This window comes from Bartonella sp. SL317 (genome assembly GCF_059687655.1).
Window position 1 is genome coordinate 1,795,487 of record NZ_CM185144.1, and the last position, 21,689, is coordinate 1,817,175.

At 40.8% G+C, this 21,689-nt stretch carries 16 protein-coding genes and 3 pseudogenes; 14 read left to right on the forward strand and 5 right to left on the reverse strand.

Annotated features, from left to right (window positions below; all coding sequences use genetic code 11):
* Nucleotides 1–190 precede the first annotated feature (190 nt).
* From AC6ER9_RS07440 to AC6ER9_RS07505, 14 genes and pseudogenes are all read left to right on the forward strand, one after another.
* Nucleotides 191–742 (forward strand): DUF2497 domain-containing protein, encoded by a 552-nt coding sequence (locus AC6ER9_RS07440; protein ID WP_497074118.1) that lies wholly within the window; start codon nt 191–193, stop codon nt 740–742.
* A gap of 149 nt (nt 743–891) precedes the next feature.
* Complete coding sequence (locus AC6ER9_RS07445; protein ID WP_497075313.1) at nt 892–3,615, forward strand: valine--tRNA ligase; 2,724 nt, start codon at nt 892–894, stop codon at nt 3,613–3,615.
* Nucleotides 3,616–4,383: 768 nt separating this feature from the next.
* Nucleotides 4,384–5,631 (forward strand): annotated as a pseudogene (locus AC6ER9_RS07450) (DUF4815 domain-containing protein); the annotation flags it as partial.
* Between the two features lie 14 nt (nt 5,632–5,645).
* A complete protein-coding gene (locus AC6ER9_RS07455; RefSeq protein ID WP_497074119.1) occupies nt 5,646–6,995 on the forward strand; it encodes a Bgr_08870 family protein in 1,350 nt (449 codons plus the stop codon).
* 182 nt (nt 6,996–7,177) lie between these two features.
* Nucleotides 7,178–8,467: a phage tail sheath C-terminal domain-containing protein gene (locus AC6ER9_RS07460; protein ID WP_497074120.1), complete on the forward strand. Its 1,290-nt coding sequence runs from the start codon at nt 7,178–7,180 to the stop codon at nt 8,465–8,467.
* Nucleotides 8,464–8,982 carry a phage major tail tube protein gene (locus AC6ER9_RS07465; protein WP_497074121.1) on the forward strand — a complete coding sequence of 173 codons (519 nt, stop codon included), beginning with the start codon at nt 8,464–8,466 and terminating at the stop codon, nt 8,980–8,982. Before AC6ER9_RS07460 ends, AC6ER9_RS07465 begins: the two co-directional genes overlap by 4 nt.
* Nucleotides 8,983–8,991: 9 nt before the next feature.
* Nucleotides 8,992–9,405, forward strand: a complete 414-nt coding sequence (locus AC6ER9_RS07470; protein ID WP_497074122.1) for a hypothetical protein — start codon at nt 8,992–8,994, stop codon at nt 9,403–9,405.
* Between the two features lie 131 nt (nt 9,406–9,536).
* Nucleotides 9,537–11,522 (forward strand): phage tail tape measure protein, encoded by a 1,986-nt coding sequence (locus AC6ER9_RS07475; protein ID WP_497074123.1) that lies wholly within the window; start codon nt 9,537–9,539, stop codon nt 11,520–11,522.
* The gene (locus tag AC6ER9_RS07480) at nt 11,498–11,872 is read left to right on the forward strand and encodes a hypothetical protein (protein ID WP_497074124.1); all 375 of its coding nucleotides are present in this window, start codon (nt 11,498–11,500) and stop codon (nt 11,870–11,872) included. The genes AC6ER9_RS07475 and AC6ER9_RS07480 overlap by 25 nt, the downstream gene beginning before the upstream one ends.
* 44 nt (nt 11,873–11,916) lie before the next feature.
* Nucleotides 11,917–12,387, forward strand: coding sequence for a phage tail protein (locus AC6ER9_RS07485; protein WP_497074125.1), 471 nt, complete (start codon nt 11,917–11,919; stop codon nt 12,385–12,387).
* A complete protein-coding gene (locus AC6ER9_RS07490) occupies nt 12,384–12,638 on the forward strand; it encodes a tail protein X (protein ID WP_497074126.1) in 255 nt (84 codons plus the stop codon). Before AC6ER9_RS07485 ends, AC6ER9_RS07490 begins: the two co-directional genes overlap by 4 nt.
* Nucleotides 12,638–13,618, forward strand: a complete 981-nt coding sequence (locus AC6ER9_RS07495; RefSeq protein WP_497075314.1) for a phage late control D family protein — start codon at nt 12,638–12,640, stop codon at nt 13,616–13,618. The genes AC6ER9_RS07490 and AC6ER9_RS07495 overlap by 1 nt, the downstream gene beginning before the upstream one ends.
* A pseudogene (locus AC6ER9_RS07500) lies at nt 13,615–15,105 on the forward strand (replicative DNA helicase). Before AC6ER9_RS07495 ends, AC6ER9_RS07500 begins: the two are co-directional and overlap by 4 nt.
* A gap of 1,136 nt (nt 15,106–16,241) precedes the next feature.
* A pseudogene (locus AC6ER9_RS07505) lies at nt 16,242–17,032 on the forward strand (tetratricopeptide repeat protein).
* Nucleotides 17,033–17,136: 104 nt separating this feature from the next.
* On the opposite strand, the gene AC6ER9_RS07510 reads toward AC6ER9_RS07505, so the two are convergent.
* The 5 genes from AC6ER9_RS07510 to xth all read right to left on the reverse strand — a co-directional run bounded on the left by AC6ER9_RS07510 (nt 17,137) and on the right by xth (nt 21,310).
* A complete protein-coding gene (locus tag AC6ER9_RS07510; protein WP_497074127.1) occupies nt 17,137–17,883 on the reverse strand; it encodes an amino acid ABC transporter ATP-binding protein in 747 nt (248 codons plus the stop codon).
* A gap of 12 nt (nt 17,884–17,895) precedes the next feature.
* Nucleotides 17,896–18,612: an amino acid ABC transporter permease gene (locus AC6ER9_RS07515; RefSeq protein ID WP_497074128.1), complete on the reverse strand. Its 717-nt coding sequence runs from the start codon at nt 18,610–18,612 to the stop codon at nt 17,896–17,898.
* Between the two features lie 2 nt (nt 18,613–18,614).
* Complete coding sequence (locus AC6ER9_RS07520) at nt 18,615–19,367, reverse strand: amino acid ABC transporter permease (protein WP_497074129.1); 753 nt, start codon at nt 19,365–19,367, stop codon at nt 18,615–18,617.
* A gap of 137 nt (nt 19,368–19,504) precedes the next feature.
* A complete protein-coding gene (locus AC6ER9_RS07525) occupies nt 19,505–20,410 on the reverse strand; it encodes a transporter substrate-binding domain-containing protein (protein WP_497074130.1) in 906 nt (301 codons plus the stop codon).
* Nucleotides 20,411–20,527: 117 nt separating this feature from the next.
* Nucleotides 20,528–21,310, reverse strand: a complete 783-nt coding sequence (gene xth / locus AC6ER9_RS07530) for an exodeoxyribonuclease III (protein ID WP_497074131.1) — start codon at nt 21,308–21,310, stop codon at nt 20,528–20,530.
* Nucleotides 21,311–21,689: the final 379 nt, after the last annotated feature.

Here is a 21,689-nt window from a genome sequence, read left to right on the forward strand (position 1 = left end):
ATTAGTCGTTGGATATGTTGAAAAACAAAGTGGAGATGTATTTTTTTAAGTGCATAAAGTTGTGTGTAGCGCCCTCTTTATGACAAGCATATTTGAAAATATCACGAGAGGCATGTTGATCTTATAATTCTTTTGCATACACTGAAAATATGATTCTATTTATTGTTGCGTTTTTGAGAGGTTGTAAAGTATGGCACAGAGTTCAAGCGTGTTACGTGAGCCAAGTATGGATGAAATCTTGACATCTATTCGTGAAATAATCGAAGAAAATGCAGTTCAGTCTGATCACTTTTTAAATGAAAATGTTGCAGAAAATGCTTCTCAAGATCGTTCAGAAGCTGTTTATGATACAACCCTATCAGTTGATGATGCTATGAAAGCTTTAGCTGATCGTATTGGTCTTTCTACTGAAAATAAAGAGGGAAGGATAATGCAAGAAAAAGAGAATACAGAGGTAGAAAGTAATACAGTGGGTGTGGATGCGCAAAAAGTGAATCTTTCTTCTGAAGAACGGAACTCTGTTTATAAGGCAAAAGAATACGAAGATGAGATAAGAAAATCACAGTCAGATGGAGGGGCTGGTCGTGTAGAATTGTCTGCATACTGCATTTCTTCTGCAGAAAAGATTGCAAAGGATGTGTTGCGTCCGGCTATAGCAGAATGGTTACAGTCTAAGTTGCCTCTTTTGATGGAAGATATTTTGCGTGAAGAGATTGTGAAGGCGATTAAAAAGTCGTCTTAATGATTTTCTCTACATTGTTTTTATATTTTTCATTTTATAGAAATTTTTTATAGCTTTGCGGGCTCTCTAGTAAAGGGTTAAGGTTTCTGAGATTCTGATCGGATTTTGATCATATATTGTGTTTTTCAGCGACGTTATGAATGGATAGAATGTTAGAAAAAAACTATGATGCTGCTTCCATAGAGCAACGGGTTGCAAAGAGATGGGAGGCTCGTGGGGCTTTTAAAGCGGGAGCGGGTTCTAAAAGTGGGGCAGAACCTTTTTGCGTTATGCTTCCACCGCCTAATGTTACGGGCTCACTTCATATGGGGCATGCGCTCAATACAACAATTCAAGATATAATGGTTCGATTTCAGCGGATGCGTGGCAGAAATGTGTTGTGGCAGCCGGGGATGGATCATGCTGGGATTGCTACACAAATGGTTGTAGAGCGTCAACTTGCAGAGCGCCAAGAGCCAACGCGTCAAGAAATGGGAAGAGAAAAGTTTATTGAGCGTATTTGGGAGTGGCGCCATGAAACGGGAGGGGTTATTGCCAATCAATTGCGTCGCCTTGGCATTTCATGTGATTGGTCGCGTGAGCGGTTTACAATGGATGAGGGGTTGTCGCAAGCTGTTCGTGAAGTTTTTGTCACACTTTATAAGCAAGGGTTGATATATAAAGATAAGCGCCTCGTTAATTGGGATCCTAAATTGTTAACGGCTATTTCGGATCTTGAAGTTGAGCAAAAAGAAGTTAAAGGACATTTGTGGCATTTTAGATATCCCCTTGAGGGGAAAACTTTTGATCCAAATGATGCGACAACTTTTATAGTAGTGGCAACAACACGACCAGAAACAATGCTCGGTGATACAGGAATTGCTGTTAATCCTGAAGATGAGCGTTATAAAAATCTTATTGGTAAAAATGCTCTTTTGCCACTTGTTGGTCGTAGATTATTGATCGTTGGTGATACGCATGCTGATCCTGAGGCTGGAAGTGGTGCTGTCAAAATCACCCCAGCCCATGATTTTAATGACTTTGAGGTAGGACAGCGTAATCATTTACGCTTAATCAATGTTTTTACCCAAAAAGCTGAGATCTTTCTTCGTGAGAATGAAGCATTTTTCGATGGTTTGATTTTATCAGATGAATTAAAAATTTTAGTAGAAAATCTCGATAAAGCTGATCGTTTTGTTGCGCGACAAAAGATTGTTTCTTTGATGGAAGAACGGGGATACTTAGCTTCTGTTGATGATCATTCTCATATGGTTCCTCATGGAGATCGCAGTGGTGTGCCTATTGAACCTTTTTTGACAGATCAATGGTATGTTCATGCTGCTGAATTAGCAAAGCCCGCGATAGAAGCTGTACAACAAGGAAAAACGCAGTTTGTTCCTGATAACTGGAAAAAAACCTACTTCAATTGGATGCAAAATATTCAGCCTTGGTGCATTTCTCGTCAATTATGGTGGGGACATCAAATTCCTGCTTGGTATGGCCCTGATGGAACAGTTTTTGTTGAAAAAAGTGAAAAAGAGGCTTTAGATTCGGCTTTTGCTCATTATGGTGAGGTGGTTGAATTAATTCGTGATCCGGATGTTTTAGATACTTGGTTTTCATCAGCGCTTTGGCCTTTTTCAACACTAGGATGGCCCGATAAAACGGTTGAATTATCGACCTTTTACCCAACATCTTTATCCGTGACAGGATTTGATATTATTTTTTTCTGGGTTGCTCGTATGATAATGATGGGACTTCACTTTATGGGTGATGTTCCTTTTCCAACGGTTTATGTGCACGCTCTTGTTCGGGATCAAAAGGGTGCAAAGATGTCAAAGTCAAAGGGAAATGTTATTGATCCCTTAGAGCTTATTGATCAATATAGTGCTGATTCATTACGGTTTACTTTGGCTATTATGGCTGCACAAGGTCGTGATGTAAAACTTGATACTTCTCGTATTGCTGGTTATCGTAATTTTGCTACAAAATTGTGGAATGCTACTCGATTTGCGCAGATGAATGGTGTGAAGCATGATCCAAATTTTAAGCCAGGACAAGCAAAACTGGCACTTAATCGTTGGATTTTAACAGAGCTCTCTAAAACGATTTCTCTCGTGACGAAAGGTATTGAACACTATAAATTTAATGAGTCTGCTGCTGCACTTTATCGTTTCATTTGGAATACATTCTGTGATTGGTATTTGGAACTCCTCAAACCTATCTTCCAAGGAGAAGATGACGTAGCTAAACGTGAGGCTCAGGCTTGTACTGCTTGGGTTTTAGATGAAGTTTATAAACTTCTTCATCCCTTTATGCCACATATGACAGAAGAGTTGTGGTCACTTACAGAGACGCAAACGATCAAGCGTGAAGATATGCTCGCATTAACAAAATGGCCAGAGGCAACATTGGTGGATGAAGAGGCTGCTGCTGATATTAATTGGCTTATTGATGTGGTCACGGGGATTAGGTCTGTGCGTTTTGAAATGAATATTCCAGCAGCGACACGAGCCCCTCTTATCGTGGTGGAAGGAGGGGAAATAACGCGAGAACGTGTACAGCGTTATGATGCACTTCTTAAAAAGTTAGCACGTATTGAAGTCATTGATTTCTCTGATAAAGTTCCGGAAATATCGGCACAAATGATTTTGGGAGAGGCTGTTTTTTGTTTGCCATTAGGACAGTTGATTGATTTGGAGGCTGAACGTGTTCGTTTGAAGAAAGAAATCAGTAAAATTGAACAAGATATTGAAAAAATATCGTTTAAGTTAAACAATCCAAAATTTGTAGAAAATGCAAAAGCAGAGATTGTTGAAAGTGAACGGAATAGGATTCTAAAACTGCGTGCTGCACAAGAAAAAATATCTATTGCTTTAGAGCGGTTGGGCTGATTCTTATTTTTTGTTTTTTGATGACTGATTTCATAGCATTATGGCTGGTATCAATTTTAAAAAGAAAACTTTTTCTTTTGTTCGTGTTTCATGAATGTGATCATGAAATCTCTACGGGTAGCCAATGTTTTTATGTTTATTATTAAAGATACGTTTCATTCCAAGCTCATTTCTCGTTGGAGGCTTATAATGGTAAAGTCTAAAACCTTCTGTAGTTTGACACTAGGTTTTGTACTAAGTGGGATTAGTTAGGAATACGTGATAATTTTTTGTTTTTATGTATAAAATTTAGCATTAAATGCATGTTTTGTCAAAATGAATTTTGACACCTAAAATTGCAAGAAATGCTAAAAAAGAGCGAAAATTGGAATTTGAGTGTAAAAATGAGAAAAAGCTTTGAAAGGTCTTTGAAAATCCTTTAAAGATTTTTAAAAAGTTTGTGAAAGTCCAGAAAACTGCCTTTGAAGATCCTTTGAAAAAATCCAATAAAATGTGAAGCGCATTGCAAAATAAACCGAAAATGACCAAAAAAGCAAAAAAGATACGCGCCATATGGCGCATTTCTATTTTTTGCAGATATAATTTTTTAAAAATAAGGCGTTATTAAAGATTCTTAATGTAAAAAGATTTCCACTTTCATTTTTCATTTTAAATGATGTTTTAGATGGAATTTTGTGGTGCTTTTAAGTGGCTTTTCATTTTCAATTTGATGCTTTAAATGAATCTTAAGAAGAGGGAAACTTGCTTCGCCTTCACCCGTAACGAGCCAATGAGGTTATCATTGCGCAAGAATTGACAACGGTTTGTGAAAAAATCAATCCTTATCAAAATTTTGCGTCTCTCCCTAGAACCGTTACCATTCCTAAAGACATTACCGCTGGGACAAAGAATGTGATTGCACGCGGCAAAGGTGGAAGGGTTGCAATGGGGCTTTTTACCGGACAAGGCGTGATTGATGTAAAAGTCATGCGGCGCACCACCACGGTAAAAATATGGACAGCCTATGATCCGCAAGCACAAGTCTTTACCCCCGATGAAACACGACAAATCACCGGCATTGACTTTCATCTTTGTAAAATTGGCAATCAAGCCCATGATCTGGTGATTGATTTGGTGACCACTGAAAACGGTTATCCTACCGCTGATATTCAAGCCCAAACCTCCTATTCCATGAAGGGCGCCAAAACGGGCTGGGCGAGCGCACGCTATGCTGTACCCTTGTTAGTGCCCGATGATCGTTTGACCGCCTTTGTCATTAAGACCGATGATGGTGATCATTCCGTATCACTTGCCAAACTTGGGGATTTTGATAAAGAACATCAAAGGTATGTTTCCAGTCACCCTTATGTGACGGGTCCACGCTTTTCTTCTGTGAATGCAAAAAGCTGGAGCGCGCACCAAGATGAAGCCTTAGCCTTTCGGGTGTTGGCCGCCCGCTACAAGCAAACAGAAAAAACAGTGGATTTAGGCAGCTTTGATCTTGTGGACTGTTCTGATTTACAAATCCGTGCAGCCATTGAATTGCCTTCAAGCGATTGTTCTGTCATCTTTGAAATTGAACGCAATAATGGCACGGTTTATCAATTGTTGCCCTTTCAATTGCTCAGTCTAACCGAATATATCAGTGAAAAAGTCAAGCTTCGCGCTATTCTCAAAGGTACAGAAAAGCTCTCGCCGGTGTTATTTGCTCCCGTGCAATTGATTGCAGGAAAGATTCATAAAACAGCAACCTATGTCACGAGAGCTTTTGCCTTTGGGGAAAAGGCAAGATTAACCAGCTATATCAAAAGCTTTTTACCAGGTGGTTCTTGCTTAACCCTCGAGATGCAACTGGATGATGGTGCTTTTACCCCTTTAAAACTCGATGAAACAGAACAGCTTTCTGAACCCCTTTGGACAGAGCGCAAGTTTATTAGCAGTGACAAAACAGGAGGACATGCGCGCCTTAAACTTACCCTTACCGGTGGACCAGCGGCACGGTCCATGGTGTGTGATTTTGGCGCCGGTATCATATAATGGGAGAATGAGAGATGACAAAAACTAAAAAACTCGACATGGAATTGCCTCAAGAAGGACGCTTTATCAGTTCTGAATTCCCCATTTTACGCGATAACCTCAACAAACTTGATCAAGCCCTTATAGAAGTTGAAGAAAAGACAAACGAAAAAGCGCCTTTACAACATAAGCATACAATTAGTGATGTGACGGGGCTAGAAACAGCCCTTAATGGCAAAATGGCAGCGAATAAAACCTTCACTTTTGCCGATTTAAGCGATATCGAGGGGGAAAAAGATGCCGCCAACAATTATGTGCTTTATAAATCAGGCAACAATAATTTTACCTTTGGCAGTGCGATATCGCTGTTAGGCACCCATCAACATAAAACAGAAGATATTGTAGGACTTGATGACTTTAGAGCTAAGATTAATGAAGATCTGACCAGCTATGGGCGCTTAAAACAAGCCAATGAATGGCAAAGCTACAATAAATTTACCAGCAAAGTCACCATGAGTGGTGGTTTGGAACTGCTGAACAATTCATCACTGAATCTTATCCATAATGGTGAAGTGGTGACAAATTTAAGCACAAGCGGAAGCTCGCTTAAAGGACCCCTGAAAATCGATGGTGATGTTGTTTATACCAAGGCGCAAGTAGATGCCGCCATTTTGGCAGAGATAAAGAGTCTTAAAAAAGATTTGACCGATAAAATCACAAATTGGCCGGCTCTTGCTGATGCTGAATTGCTCTATACGCAGAACGGAAAAATTGAATGGCCCGATTGGGTCACGGATAAAACCAAAGTCGAAATTACAGCCTGGGGCGGTGGCGGTAGTGGTGGTGCAACTAATAATCCATATATGGGTGGTGGTGGTGGTGGCGGCGGTTGTTCCGTATGGTATGGCTATAAAGCCAGTTTAAACGGTCATCAAGATATCATCATTGGTAAAGGAGGGACTTCTGTTTCAGAACTTAGTAAGACAGGAAATTCTGGAGGCACAACAACCGTTGGCAAAAATTTTATCACTGCTACAGGAGGAAATGGTGGCTACAGTGGTCTTCATTCTTTAGGTTCTGGTGGTGCTGGAGGCGTGGGAGGAAATTTTGGTTTAGCAACAGACGAACATCCAGGAATTGCCAAAAGCGGCAATGGTTATGCTGGAACGAATGGAAGAAAAGGCGTAAGCGGAAATGGCGGTGATGCTGGGGGTGATACATCAAGAGGTGGGGGTGGTGGAGTTGGAAGTGGTGGGAAAGAAGATTATACTTCAGGAAAAGCAGGGCGTGGTTTTGGGGGTGGCGGTGCTGGCTCTCGCTATTACCTTTATCCAAGCGGTGCTGGTGCTGATGGTGCTGTTCTTATAAGATTATGGAAAGAATAAATACAAAACCAAAGATAGCGCAATTCAAATGGATAGTTGTTGTATAAAACAGTCTTTGTATGTTTTTAAGTCTTTTTATCGCTCTTTCAAAGCCCTTTTAAAGGGCTTTTTTGACTGACACTGTCAGGCTTATGAAGCATGCTGTTACTTGTTAGTGTCTCTTCATTGATTTGGAGAGCAAAATGGCAACAGAATTTAATCATGGTATTCGTCTCATTGAGGATGGTCAAGCGTCTCGCCCCTTAGAGATGTTTAGCCAAACCGCTATTGGGGCGGTTGTTACAGCCCCTGATGCGGATGCACAGATCTATCCCTTTAATGAGCCCGTGTTGGTCTTTACCCATGAGACAGAGAAAATCCAAAAGCTTGGGCAAAAAGGCACAGCCCTTGATGTTATCAATGCCGTGCGTGCACAAGGAATTGAGGCACAAGTGATCCTTGTGCGGGTGGAAGAAAAATCCACTATTGCTGAAACACAAACCGAAATGGTAGGGTCAAGTGTTGCTTTAACTGGTGTTCATGCGCTAAAACATGCACGGGGGCATTTGGGTGTGGAGCCTAGAATTCTCTTAGCACCAGCTTATAGTGCAGGGCGGCTTGATAATGCTAAAAATCCACTAGCAGATGCTCTAGAGCAGGTTGCCGAAAAGCTACAAGCCATTGCCGTGTTTGATACGGGAGGCAAAAATACGGAAGAAAGCCTTGCCTTTCGGGCGGATTTCTCTTCACGCTTTTGTTATCTCATTGACCCCTTTGTGCGTGTAGCAAATGTTGAGGGGGGCTTTAGCATTAAACCGGCAAGCCCCTTTGCAGCCGCTATGTTTATCAAACGGGACAAACAAAAAGGGGGTGTTTTTTGGTCACCCTCCAATCAAGATGTCAAAGGTATTTTAGGCACAGCACGCCCCATTAGCTATTTTGATGGGGAAATTGATCATGAGGCTAATCGTCTCAATCAAGCCGATATCGCCACCTTTATTCCAGCCCGCCTTAGCCAAAATTCCCAAGGACAACCGTCTGCCAATGGGCGCATTTTATGGGGCAATCACACCACCTCGAGTGATCCACTCTGGCGCTTTGTCAATGTGGTGCGTACCCGCGCCGCCTTGGAAAAGGCCATCATTAACAATTTGCGCCCTTGGGCCAATGACGAAAACCTGACCGGTCAACATGTGATTGCCATTACCCGCAGCCTTACACAGTTTCTTGATGATATGATTGTCCGTGGTGCCCTTTTAGGGGGGCGGGTTTGGTTTGACCGTGATTTGAATTCCAACAGCAATTTGCAATTGGGAAAACTGCGGGTGGAATTTGATGCAGAAGAAGTCCCCCCTCTCGAAGATTTAAGCTTTGGAAGCCGGCGCAATGGCGCTTACTTTAATCGGCTCTCTGAAGATATCCAAAATAAAATGACCCATACTTTTGGTGATACGCTTGATACCTATCGCAAAGCAGCAAGGAGTAACGCATGACTTTAAGAATTGTTCGTGGTTTTACCCTGATTGTTGATGATGATGTAAACCTTCATCTTGATCTTGAAACACTCAAACTTCCAACGTTGGAAGAAATCACCGAAACCTATCAACCTGGTGGCTCTGATATGCAAATTGATGTCAGTGGTCTTGGTGTGAAAGCTTTAAGCTTACAAATGAAGATCCACAGCCATACCCCCGAAATCATCGGCATTTTTGGTGGTTCTCCAGGGGTTCGTCATAAATTTACCGGCAAAAAACATGTGGTGTCTGAAGAAGATGGACGCGAGCATGAACATTCCATTGATGTCACGGGGCGTTTGGTCAAAGTTGATAGCGAAAGCTTAACAGCTGGAAAAGCCACAGGCTATGATTGTGAGATCAAAAATATTTGGGACTATACGGAATTTTGGGATGGTTCTGTTTTGCACCGCTTTTCCTTTAAACGAGGCGGTTGGTTGGTGCGCAATGGACAAGAGATCGGTGGGCGCCGCCGCGCTATACTTAATTTATAGGAATTGATCATGACCAGTTTACAAACAAGTGTCGCTGTGGAATTGCAGGTTCCCCTTGTCTATCAAGACAAGGATGGCAAAGAAGCCACACAACACAAATTGACCTTTTATCGCCCAAACTTCAAACAAGCACGCCAATTAGCCGTGTTAATGGGACCACAGTTGGCAAAGTTCATTCTCCCCGCTTTAGAAGAAGATAAAACACCCTTGAGCAATGATGTTCTCATTTTCAAGCTTTGTGAGACTTTACTTACCCATGAAGCCATGGAAGGAATCGCTGAACTTTTGGCAGAGATGTCTCATGAATCCGTTGAATTGATTAATCGTCTTGATTTGCTTGATCTTGTGGCTGTTTTTAAGGTTTTTTTTGCTTTTTTTCCCAAACTCCAATCCTCTATGCCGGACAATTTGGAGCCGAACTAGCCCTTTATTACCACTGGTCGGCTCTAGAGATCAATCAGATGGATTGGCTGGACGTCATTGCCTACCGCGAAGAATTAGCCCGCTTGAAACAACAAGAATATGAAAGCCAAATGTTAGGATGAGAGGCAATCATGGATGTTTCCCTTGTTATCCGTTTTGTGAATCATCTCCAAGAAGGGATCGCTTCTGCCAAGCAAGACCTCAGAGCCTTTAGCCTTGATATTGCGCATTTCAAAAACCAGACACGCAAGCATTTTAAAGGGTGGTTTGACCCTAAGCATCTAAAAGAAGCGACAGAAAATGCGCAAAATGCTTATAACCATGCGCGTGGGCGTATGGTGGGGGCTGTTGCTCAAACCGCAACCTTAATCGCCCCTCTTTATAAAGCCATGCAATTTGACCAATCAATGAAGGGCTTGGAAAAGGTTCTGGATGCCCCCCTTGATCGTTTAAAAGAATTGCGCCGTTTTGCTTTGGAAACCTCAACAAAGATTCCTCTCGCCGCCCGTGAAGTTTTAGAATTGATGACCAGTGCCAGCCAAGCAGGCATTGGTGAACAAGATCTCGAGGCTTTTAGTATTTATGCCGCCAAAGCCGCCGTTGCCTTTGATATGACGGGGGACCAGATTGGGGAACGCTTTGCCAAATTGCGCAATGTCTTTAAGCTTAATCAGGCAGGCATTGAAGATTTAGGCGATGCCATCAATCATCTCTCCAATCACATGGCGGCAAAGGCAAGTGAAGTTACAGACTTTACCAATCGGGCGACCGGTGCGGCAACCATGTTTAAACTCACCGCTCGTGAAACCGCAGCCTTTGGGACGGCAATGATTTCTGCTGGTATTGTACCAGAGAGTGCAGCGCGTGGTTTTAATTCCATCAGTGCGCGTATTCGGGCAGGGGGAAAACATATTGAAGATGCTTTCAGTAATATTGGTCTCTCCCGCCAAAAATTTATGGAAGATTTGGACAAGGATGCCACAGGTACCTTGGTGCGCTTTTTTGAAGCCTTAGGCAAATCAGAAAAAGGCATGAATTCTCTGATCGCCGTTGCAGGACGCGATTTTACGGGAGACTTTGCCAAACTAGTCAATAACCCCGAACTGTTACAACAAGCCTTAAAGTTTGTTGAAGACCCAAAAATCTTTAAAGGCTCTGTTGAACAAGAGGCAGACAAACAAGCAACCGGTGCCATGCGGCAATTTGAACTGTTACAAAACCGCGTTGTGGCTTTAGGGGTGACCATCGGTGAAGTGTTGTTGCCCCATGTCAACAGTTTAATGGCCAGTGTGGGTGGTTTTCTAAACGTGCTGATGGCATGGGCTAATGAACACCCTGTTTTAACCGGTGTGATCATCAAAACCATTGCCGCCCTCATGGCTTTTAATATTGCTTTGCGGGTTGTGCGTTTTACCATGGCGGGTACCCGCCTTGGGGTTCTTCAATTAATCGGCTCTTTTATCAAGATGAGGGCTGTTAGCGGTGCGCTGAAAGCCAGTTGGCGCGGGCTCTTGGCTTCAGGGCGTTCACTGGGCTTGCTTACTGCAGGACTTGGGGCAAGTTCACTGCAACTCTTGCGCCCTATGACTTTATTGATGGGCGCGTTGCGGGGGATTGCAATTTCAGGTACAGCATTTGCTGCCTCTTTTGGTTGGATAGGAACTGTGATCGAGGTGGTTGGGGCTGGCATTGCCTCTGTTGTTGGGGCTGTTTTTTCGCCAATCGGGGCAGCGGTTGCTGCTGCTATAGCTGTCATATTGGCTCAGTGTTTTATTTTGTGGAAATATTGGGACCGCTTTTCTTCTTTTATAAAAGGCTTTGCACGGGGGATAACACGTGCTTTTGGGCGAGCCTTTGAAGCTGTCATGCGTTTTTTGGTGCCGATACCAGCACCATTACCCGTTGGAAAAACATCATTGCTGCTGCCTTTGATTTCTCTCACCATTGGCAAAAGCTTAAACAGGGACTTGCCTCTGTTTCCAAGTGGTTTGGTAATGTGTGGGATGGGATTAAACAAAGCCTTTCCAATTTTTGGGGGTGGCTTTGTGGCTTTTTTGCCCGCGAAAAGCTCTCTGAGAGTGCCAAGGCTGGTATGGAACAAGCCGGAGAAGATTTAGCAGATTCGATTGTCGATGGCTTTATGTCGTCTATCTCACAATTGATAGATTTTTGTAAATCTTTGCCTCGCCGCATAAAGGGGTGGATTGGGTCGATTGATTTTAGAGATTATTTGCCAAGTTTTTTGGGAGGCAAAACGCCTATCCAACCACTTGTGCAATTTGCAAGCGCAGGGCGTGACAATGCCCCTCTCACAGAGCAGCGAGAGAAAGAGCGCGTCCCCATTACGCACAATCAAAATGTCACGGTGCATGTCAATGGCGCACGTGATCCTGTTGCAACCGGTTATGCGGTTCGTCATGCTTTGCAACGGGCAGGAGCCAATGCCTTGCACGGCGGAACAGAGTAATGGAGACAATAGAATGAAGGGAATAGAATGAGAGGGGATGGAGCATGCAAGATCCTTTGCTGATGTTAGGACCGCATCAATTTTATGTGGACTGGTTGAATTTCCAATCTTTTGAGGAAGAGTTTTCTGCTTCATGGGTTTGCTTAGAACGTTTTGGCCGTTCCCCTGGTTTGCAATTTACCGGCTATGGCAATGACCCTAAAACCCTCCACGGGGTATTATTTCCAGAAGAGTTTGGAGACCGTGCGGCTATTGATGCTATCACCAGAACAATTCGAAGAGCCAAGCCCGTTCAGATGATCCGTTGGATGCGTGATGATAGCTACAGTGCTTTGATGCATGGTTTAGTCGTGATTACCCATATTCGTAAAGACCATGATTACATTAACCGTTCTGGTCAATCGGGGCGCATTCGCTATTCCATAAGCCTGTTACCGTTTTTTGATTGGGGAAAACCGCAAGGTCAATATCAAATAGGGCAATACCAAGAGGGGCAAGAGGAGGACACCCCATGAAGATTCCCGCAAAGCAGTTTGTGGTCGAGCTTGAGGATATGAGTTTAGATCTGATTTGTTATCACCATGCCTTGTCTGTTTTAGGAGACCGGCGGCAAGCGGGTTTATTAAAAGGCTATTTAGAAGCCACGCTGGAGGCTAATCCAGAGATTGCGGGATATGGGGCTTTTTTACCGCGGGGCTTAAAAGTCTTTTTGCCTGAATTTGTCTCATGCGAAAAGAACAGTGTGGTCAAACGGCTATGGGATTAATGCGCACATATCCCTTTATTGAGGTAAGGGTGGGGGAGAAACTTGTTCATGAGGTTTTTTACCAGCGTCTTTTAACGGCAACCATCACGGATAATACGAGTAATGAAGCCGATAGCTTTGAAGCAGAATTTGATGATAGCGGCAATGATTTAGAAGTTCCAGCAGCGGGCAGTGCACTCCATGTCACCTTTGGTTATGAGAACAGCATTCGTGCCTTTATGGGGCGTTTTGTTGTAGAATCGGTGATCAGTTGTGGGGGCAGTGATGGAGAGATTTTACGCCTTTGTGGCAAAAGTGCTTCCATGCGTGCGGAGATCAAAGAACAGATGAGCGAACATTTTGACCATCAAACCATTGGCAAGATTGTTGAGACCCTTGCCAAACGTCATGGCTATCAAGCAAAGGTGAGTCCCCAATTTACCAAACAAACCTTGCCTTATGTGGTGCGCACGGATCAATCGGCAATTGATTTTTTAACCCGCCTTGCTGACCGAATGCAGGCGCGTTTTTTGATCAAAGACAATAAGTTTTTATTTTTAAGCGGGGACAATCTTCCTCTCCAGACAATTCATCAACAGGATTGTTCCCATTGGGAATTTAGTCTCGAGCCGCGCACCCAATATGGCACCATTGAAGCCTCTTATTTTGATCGCGCAAAAGGGCAACAGCATTCTGTCAAACATCGCACGGGGTATACGGGGCCCATTCGCCGTCTACGAACCTGCTACCCTTGTGAGAGCCAAGCACAAGCAGCAGCAGCCTCTGAGTCGGAACGTCTTTGCCGCGCGATGGGCAGTGGTTCTGTAAGCCTTGAGGGGCGCCCTGAGATCATGGCGGGTCAACCACTGCTATTGCAAGGATTCCGTAGAGAAATCAATGGTCCATGGCATGCGGCAACCGTGACCCATCGCTATGAAAAGCAAAGCGGATACACCACAGAAATCACCTTTGAGGCACCAAATCAAGGAAAAGAGGTATGAGAAAATTAAATGTGTTAGAAGCAGAAAACCCAAGAGATACTTTTGCCTCTTCTTTTCGGCAACTGCCCCATAATATTGAAGCAGAACAAGCTTTGCTTGGGGCAATCATGATCAATAATAATGCGCTTGAGAGCGTTGCTGATTTTCTCAAAGCAGAACATTTTTTTGAAGCCCTTCATCAAAGGCTTTTTGATATCATCTCACAAATTGTTCAAAAGGGAAAAGTTGCAGATCCCATTACCATGAAGCCCTTTATTGCAAATGATGAGAAAGTTGGAGATATCACAGTTTTTAATTATGTGGTGCGTTTAGCCAAAGAAGCAGTCACAATCATCAATACTCAAGAGTATGGGGGCGTCATTTATGATCTGTTTATTCGGCGTTCTTTAATTAATCTTGGCACTCAAATTGTGAATAGATCTTTTGATGCTCCTCTAGAACTTAGTCCTTTACAACAAATTGAAGCGATTGAAAATCAGTTATTTGCATTAGCCGAAAAGGGCAAATATGAGGGTGGTTTTGAAAAGTTTAATACCGCCATTACAAAGGCACTTAACATGGCAAGTGCTGCGAAACAGCGTTCTTCAAAGCTTTCTGGTATGGCAACCCATATTAAAAGCCTTGATGCGAAAATGGGTGGGTTGCAAGCATCTGATTTGATTATTCTAGCAGGGCGCCCCGGTATGGGGAAAACGTCCCTTGCAACCAATATTGCTTTTAACATTGCCAATGCTTGCAAGCGTGATAGCAACACAAAAGAAGGTGAAGGGGGGATTGTTGGTTTCTTCTCTCTTGAAATGTCAACAGAACAGCTTGCAACCCGCATGATCTCAGAACAAACGAAGGTTTCTTCTTCTGATATACGGCGGGGGAATCTTTCTGATGATCAGTTTATAAACATTGTTCACATGACGCGTTCCCTTCAAACCATTCCTCTTTATATCGATCAAACGGGGACTGTATCTCTTGCGCAATTGGCTGCGCGTGCAAGGCGTCTTAAACGACAACATGGTCTAGATGTTTTGATCATTGATTATATCCAACTGATGACAAGCGGTTCAAAGCGTTCTTTAGAAAACCGCGTTCAAGAGATTACAGCCATCACCATGGGGCTTAAAGCACTTGCAAAAGAACTCAATATTCCCATCATTGCGCTTTCATAATTATCACGACAAGTTGAAAACCGTACAGATAAACGTCCACAACTGTCTGATTTACGGGAATCAGGTTCAATTGAGCAAGATGCCGATATTGTGTTGTTTGTTTATCGTGAAGAATATTATCTCAACAATGAAGAACCAAAAGAAGGCACGCTTGAATATCACAAATGGAAAGAGGCAATGGAGGAAGCCAAGGGCAAAGCTGAGGTTATCATAGCCAAGCAACGTCATGGTCCAACAGGAATCGTCCCTCTTGCTTTCCAATCTGACTTTACATGCTTTAGTGATTTAACAGATCATACTCATCTCTCAGAAATATCTGCTTGAGCTCAAAATGATGATCCGATGATTGAGAAGAAAAAAACCATCGATTCTCATAAACAATTACGAATCTTAAAACACCCTTTGAAAGGCCTTTGAAGACCCTTTGAGAACCCCTTAAAAATCATGTGAAAAAAAATAAATTGGTACAAAACCTAGTGTCAAAATATACAAAACCCGCTGGCAAGCTACAGTGGAGGAATGTGGCGGTCGCTATTACACACTTTGCTAGTATCCAATGCTGTGCGGGGGGGGGCCTTGACATTTAAAATGTTTTTTTAGTTTTTTCTTACACAGTTTTACTCCACGCAGATTTTTCTGCTTATAACGGGCAAAAGGTTGGTTTTGGTTGTTTAAACATGAAGCAGGTTTGAAATGAGAGAATTTTATGATATTTGTGGGCCTCGTTTAATAAGCTAAGCAGTAAACTATCATTATAAATCAATATGTTGAATTGTTACTGTAAAACATTATCATTTAGCTCAATAGGCATATAAAATTTTCATATGCGGTATTTTTGCTTATGGAGTAGCAAATATTGAGGGGAGATCTGATTTGTAGAGCTTATAAAGGTACAAGCGGGGCGGTTATGATATTTTCTAGCTTCCAATGTTGTAATAGCTTTTCTGTTTAAGTATATTTATTAGAGGTGTTTTAAATTCTCATTTAAATTCAGCCGCAAATCCTGCTTATCGCTTATGTGCAAGTGATTTTAATTGCTTCAATATGAAAGAGGGTTGGAATCTCCTGTATTGGGAGTATGAATCGATATATTATCCATTAAGAAAAGCACATGAAAAGATCAGCAGTTAGAAACTACCAAAAAACTAGATTATTTATAGATTTATGGGAATGAGAAACTTCATCTTTTAGCTGGAGAGGCAGTTGTGAAGTTATAAGTTAATGATCATCATTATATCTATCCACCTTTCATGTTATTTTTTGTCGTTAAATGTTTCTCATTTATCATAGATTCTTTTCGTTTTCGAAATGCTGTTCAATATGCAGGTTATTTTATTGGTCTTTTCTTTTTTAAATTTTACTTTAGAATCCTTCTTATTTCTGATTAAGAAGAAGAATTTAAGGACCTACAAAGAAATTTGTAACAGAGAGAGAGCAATTAATATTGAGAGAGGGGGAAAATGGTTAAGAGATTTCAGATATGGAAAAAAGCTAAGATTATTGTGACTGTAGGGGGACTTTTTTCGATTGTTTATGCAATAGATGCCAATAGCTTGCAGGAAGTGAATGATGATTCGTTTTATTTTTTGAAACGTGGTATGTTTTCTTATAAAAATGGACATATAGATCAGGCTATTTCAGCACTGTATAGTGCTGCTAAGAGAGGCCATATTGGTGCAAATTGGAAACTTGGCTCTATCTACGCAAACGGTGATGGTGTTCCTAAAGATGATTACAAAGCCTATCATTTTTTTGCCTATATCGTTGAAAAAGGCGCTGATCTTGGTTCAGAGGATGAAAGTTATGTTTCTGATGCATTGGTTAGACTTGCGGGATATATAAAAAAGGCATTCCTCAATCGCTCGTGAAACCTAATCCTTCTTATGCTGCTCGTCTTTATATGCAGGCTGCGGTGAACTATGGAAATCCTAATGCTCAGTATCATTTAGAAAAAATATTTTTAGAGGGAGAGGGAAGGGAGAAAAATCTTATACAAGCAGCACGATGGTTTCAACTTTCAGCAAAAAAAGGAAATCCTTCTGCCCAAGCGATGCTTGGAAATATGCTTCTTCAAGAAGGAAAAATCATTCGCGGTACGGCAATGTTAACTGCTGCCTATGAAAAAGCTAACGTAAAAGACAAAAAATGGATTCGATCTTTGCAAGAGCAAGGTTTTACTCTTTGTAATGAATTTGAGAGACGTACAGCAATGTCACTGGTCGCTGATATTTTAAAAGATAAAAATTTTTAAAATATTTGATTGTAATAATTTTTATATTCTCTCATCTGTTCTTAAACTTCTCCTTTCTATGTCTAATTTTATAGTAGAGATAGCTTTTTACAACACTATAATGGCTAATGACTTAGGATTTTAGATAAAAATTCTTGCGCTCTTGGTGTTCTGGCTTCTGGATGAGAAAAGAATTCTTTGGATGAACAGTCTTCAAGAATTGTTCCTTGATCTATGAAAATAACACGCTCCGAGACTTTTTGTGCAAAGCCCATTTCGTGTGTTACACAAATCATCGTCATGCCTTCTTCTGCTAAACTGATCATGACATCGAGTACTTCACCTACCATTTCAGGATCTAGAGCAGATGTTGGTTCATCAAAAAGCATAACGTGTGGATCCATGGTTAAAGCACGTGCAATAGCAACACGTTGTTGTTGTCCTCCAGAAAGTTGACCAGGATATTTGTCTTTATGTTCGGTCAGTCCAACGCGCTCAAGATATAACAAACCACGTTCAAGCGCTTCTTTTTTGCTGCGTTTTAGAACTTTGATTTGTGCAATTGTCAAATTTTCTGTGACAGATAAATGGGGGAAAAGCTCGAAGTGTTGAAATACCATTCCCACCTGACTGCGCAATTTAGGCAGATTCGTTTGTTTTGAATGCACTGGTATTCCATTAATCCAAATTTCACCTTTTTGAAAAGGAACGAGAGCGTTAATGGTTTTAATGAGTGTTGACTTTCCTGATCCTGATGGTCCGCAAATGACAACCACTTCTCCTTTATTAATGTTAGTTGTACAGTTTTTTAGGACTTGAATTTCGCCATACCAATTAGAAACATTTTTTATTTCGATCATATGCGTGGACATTTTTTTTCCTTGTTAGCGAATAATGGATACTTTTTTTTGTAAATATAAAACAATTTGTGACAGTGTAAAACAGATCACAAAATAGAAAATAGCTGCTAAGATATAAGCTTCTTGCTTTACACCAAAATTATTCGCAGCAATATCAAAACCATTCAAAAGGCTATGACCGCTGATGGCATAAACAAGGGTTGTATCCTGAAAAAGGATAATGACTTGGGTTAAAAAGACTGGAAGCATATCTCTAAAGGCTTGAGGAAGAATAACAATATACATACTTTGCCAATATGTCATTCCAAGAGCTTGTCCCGCATATTTTTGTCCTTGCGGGACTGAACGGATACCAGCACGCATAATTTCAGCAAAATAAGCTGTTTCAAATGCAGTAAAGGTAATGAGTGCTGATTTATTGGCACCGATGGATGTACCGGTTAAAAAAGGAAGAAGCACGAAAAACCATAAGATAACCATTACAAGTGGTATTGAACGCATAGCGGTTATGTAAACGATTGCAAACCAAGAAAGAATCTTTATGGAAGAAAGGCGCATCATTGCTAAAAATGTGCCGAAAATAAACCCTAATACTGTTGCAAAAAGAGTTAGAAAAACGCTAAAGAGCAAGCCTGATAAAATGTAAGAACGAAATACATCAAAAGTAAAAAAGGAAAAATCAAAATCTGAAAAATTGAAAGGAAAATAAAGTCCAAACTGAGAGCTTATGAAATTTATCATATTCAATTTCCCTTTGTTTGAAGATTAGGAATTTTAAGCGTTTGTTCAATGATTGTCATCACAATGAACACAAATAAGGCTATAAGAATATAAAGGATCGTGACAAGCAAATAGTTTTCATAAACATGACTTACTTCTTCAATTGCTTGGTATTGAAATTGCATGAGCTCATTGATTGAAACGGCGAATGCTATAGATGAATTTTTCACAATGCCCATTGCTTCTGAAGTAAGCGGCGGCATAATTGCACGCATAGCACGCGGTAATATAATATATCGGTAACTTTGGTAAGTTGTAAATCCCATTGCCATTGCAGCATAGCGTTGTCCTGAAGGAATTGCTTCAATGCCTGAACGAACCTGTTCTGCGATGCGTGCTGATGTAAAGAATCCCAATGCGCATGTTACTAAGAGAATCGGGGAAAATTTCATCGCTGGTGGATAAATTTTAGGAACAACGAAATACCATAAAAATACTTGTACAAGGAGGGGAATGTTACGCATAATCTCCACCCAAATAGCACCGATTGTGCGAAATATGCAATTGATGATGGATGTTTTGGGTAAAGTGCGCATTGTTCCTATAATAACACCACAAAATATGGCTAATATCAGCGAAGTGATGGACAATATAACCGTATTTTTTAAGCCATCGAGAAGCGTATCTAAATAGGTATGGCTCACACCAGGAGTACCCAAACATCCTGTTACCAGTGTTTGAGTAAGGTCATCTCTACAAAGGAAAGAAAAGTCCATTAATTGATATTTCCTCAAATTAGTCATTCACAAACAGAACAATACATCCAAGTTTATTTACATAGGTGGAATTTATTAAAAAGTGAACTAAAATATAAACCACACTCAATTTTTAAAGAGTGTGGTTTTTTCAAATTTTATAAATCTTCTTCTGTGTAGCTTTCCCGAGGCTTATTATTTGGGTGATCCCAAGCATATCTTGTTTGTTTTGATAAGGGAAGATTCATTACAGTATTGGCAGGTGGGATCGGCTTCATAAACCACTTATCATAAAGTTTTTCAAGTGATTCGTCTTTAATTTGACGGAGAATACTGTCGTTGATTACTTGTTCAAATTTTTTGTCATGTAATCTAAGCATGCAGGCGATGGGTTCGACTGAAAGTACGGTGTCAAGAATGACATAATCAGATGGATTTTTTGATTTGGCAATATGTCCAGCAAGAATTGAGGCATCCATAACAAAGGCATCGGCACGACCAGATTCAAGCAATAAGAAGCTATCTCCGTGATCCTTTCCTTTGACAACATTAAAATGAATGTTTTTTGCCCGTTTATTCTTACGAATAAGTTGAACGGATGTCGTACCGGTGGTCGTTGCAACTGTTTTTCCATTTAAATCTTCAAGAGATTTAATGTTAGAATTTTTCTTAACAGCGATCCGAACCTCTTCAACGTATGTTGTATAAGCAAATGCTGCTTCTTTACTGCGGGCAGTATCATTTGTTGTTGAGCCACATTCAAAATCATAAGTACCATTTTTCAAGAGAGGAATTCTATTTTGAGAAGTGATGGGAAGATAATGAATTTTAATTGGTTTACCAATTTTTTTTGAGATATCATTAATGATCCGTTCTGCCATTTCTGTGTGAAAACCTACATATTTATTATTCCCAAGGGCATAGGCTAACCCCGATGATTCACGAACACCTAAAGTGATTTCCCCTGTTCGTTTTATTTTTTCAAGGGTATCGTCTCCAGCGTGCGCAATACTTGTAAGCCCAATGGCTGCAGCTGCAATAAACATTAACAATGATTTCTTCATTTATGTCCTCCATTCATTTATTTTTTAGTCACTCAGAATATACTGTTTGAACAGCGTAGCATAGTTATTTTTCTGAGTAGATTTTTTGTTATCTCACAAAATGAGGGCTGTACTTTCTTAATTGACATTAAGATGAATCCAAACAGGAACATGGTCGGATGGTTTCTGATATCCCCTTACCTCTGTTTGACTATGAGCACAAATAAGGTGATCAACAGCTTCTGGTGATAGGAGTAAATGATCAATACGAATCCCATTATTTTTAAGCCAAGCCGCCGCTTGAAAATCCCAGAAACTAAAGGAGGGGGTATCGGTAACATTCCGGATAGCATCGTAAAGACCTAAATGAAGAATACGTTGGAATGCCTTTCTTGTTTGTAGAAGAAACAAGGCATCTTGACTCCATTCTTGAGGTTTCTTTGCATCGAGTGGGGTGGGGATGACATTATAATCACCGGCTAGAATAAGAGGCTCTTCATAGGCAAGCAGTGATTTTGCATGGGCATATAATCTTTCCATCCATTCCATTTTATAGAAATATTTTTCACTCTCAATAGGGTTTCCATTTGGCAAATAGAGCGAGGCAACACGCACAACACCTTTGTTTGTTGAATAAACGGCTTCAATATAGCGTGTTTGTTCATCATTATCATTGCCTGGTAATCGACGGATTACTTCATCTGGTGTTTTTTTAGAAAGAATCGCAACGCCATTAAAACTTTTTTGTCCGTGTGTTTCTATATGGTAACCTAGACTTTCAATTGCATCGCGTGGAAAATTTTGATCAATACTTTTTATTTCCTGTAGACAAACTATGTCCGGCTGATTTTTCTGTAGCCATTGGCACAACGTTTCATGTCGGGCTTTTATTCCCGCAATATTCCACGTTGCTATTTTCATGGTGTTTATCATTAGATATTAAATATGCAATTCAATTTAATTGACTGCATCCATATTTTATTATGTTTCATCGCTCATTTTTCTATTTAAGTTGATATTACTATGGTAAATTGATTTATCAAGGGTACAAAAACAATTTGAAAGTTTTAAATTTAATTTATTTTTATTTTTACGAACTTTCTGTTGTTTAGTTCTTGACGAATGTCTGTGTTCTCGCTATTAGACACGAATATAACCGATGTTGAAGTGATCATTTGTTTTGGGTATGCTCCAAAAGGTCCTTCGAATGGATGTTAAGAAGATTAAAAGCAAATGCTAGTGCAAAAGGCTATTGCCTTCTCTGCTTGTGATCGGGTAGACTGTTTTTAGCAGCTGTGCC

Excerpts from the sequence above, each read along its gene's own strand:
- AC6ER9_RS07525 (WP_497074130.1), bottom strand. The coding sequence starts at position 20,410 with ATGAAGAAATCATTGTTAATGTTTATTGCAGCTGCAGCCATTGGGCTT.
- AC6ER9_RS07480 (WP_497074124.1), top strand. The coding sequence starts at position 11,498 with ATGGAACAAGCCGGAGAAGATTTAGCAGATTCGATTGTCGATGGCTTT.
- AC6ER9_RS07445 (WP_497075313.1), top strand. The coding sequence starts at position 892 with ATGTTAGAAAAAAACTATGATGCTGCTTCCATAGAGCAACGGGTTGCA.
- xth (WP_497074131.1), bottom strand. The coding sequence starts at position 21,310 with ATGAAAATAGCAACGTGGAATATTGCGGGAATAAAAGCCCGACATGAA.
- AC6ER9_RS07470 (WP_497074122.1), top strand. The coding sequence starts at position 8,992 with ATGACCAGTTTACAAACAAGTGTCGCTGTGGAATTGCAGGTTCCCCTT.
- AC6ER9_RS07495 (WP_497075314.1), top strand. The coding sequence starts at position 12,638 with ATGCGCACATATCCCTTTATTGAGGTAAGGGTGGGGGAGAAACTTGTT.
- AC6ER9_RS07460 (WP_497074120.1), top strand. The coding sequence starts at position 7,178 with ATGGCAACAGAATTTAATCATGGTATTCGTCTCATTGAGGATGGTCAA.
- AC6ER9_RS07490 (WP_497074126.1), top strand. The coding sequence starts at position 12,384 with ATGAAGATTCCCGCAAAGCAGTTTGTGGTCGAGCTTGAGGATATGAGT.
- AC6ER9_RS07475 (WP_497074123.1), top strand. The coding sequence starts at position 9,537 with ATGGATGTTTCCCTTGTTATCCGTTTTGTGAATCATCTCCAAGAAGGG.
- AC6ER9_RS07515 (WP_497074128.1), bottom strand. The coding sequence starts at position 18,612 with ATGATAAATTTCATAAGCTCTCAGTTTGGACTTTATTTTCCTTTCAAT.
- AC6ER9_RS07455 (WP_497074119.1), top strand. The coding sequence starts at position 5,646 with ATGACAAAAACTAAAAAACTCGACATGGAATTGCCTCAAGAAGGACGC.
- AC6ER9_RS07520 (WP_497074129.1), bottom strand. The coding sequence starts at position 19,367 with ATGGACTTTTCTTTCCTTTGTAGAGATGACCTTACTCAAACACTGGTA.
- AC6ER9_RS07465 (WP_497074121.1), top strand. The coding sequence starts at position 8,464 with ATGACTTTAAGAATTGTTCGTGGTTTTACCCTGATTGTTGATGATGAT.
- AC6ER9_RS07485 (WP_497074125.1), top strand. The coding sequence starts at position 11,917 with ATGCAAGATCCTTTGCTGATGTTAGGACCGCATCAATTTTATGTGGAC.
- AC6ER9_RS07440 (WP_497074118.1), top strand. The coding sequence starts at position 191 with ATGGCACAGAGTTCAAGCGTGTTACGTGAGCCAAGTATGGATGAAATC.
- AC6ER9_RS07510 (WP_497074127.1), bottom strand. The coding sequence starts at position 17,883 with ATGTCCACGCATATGATCGAAATAAAAAATGTTTCTAATTGGTATGGC.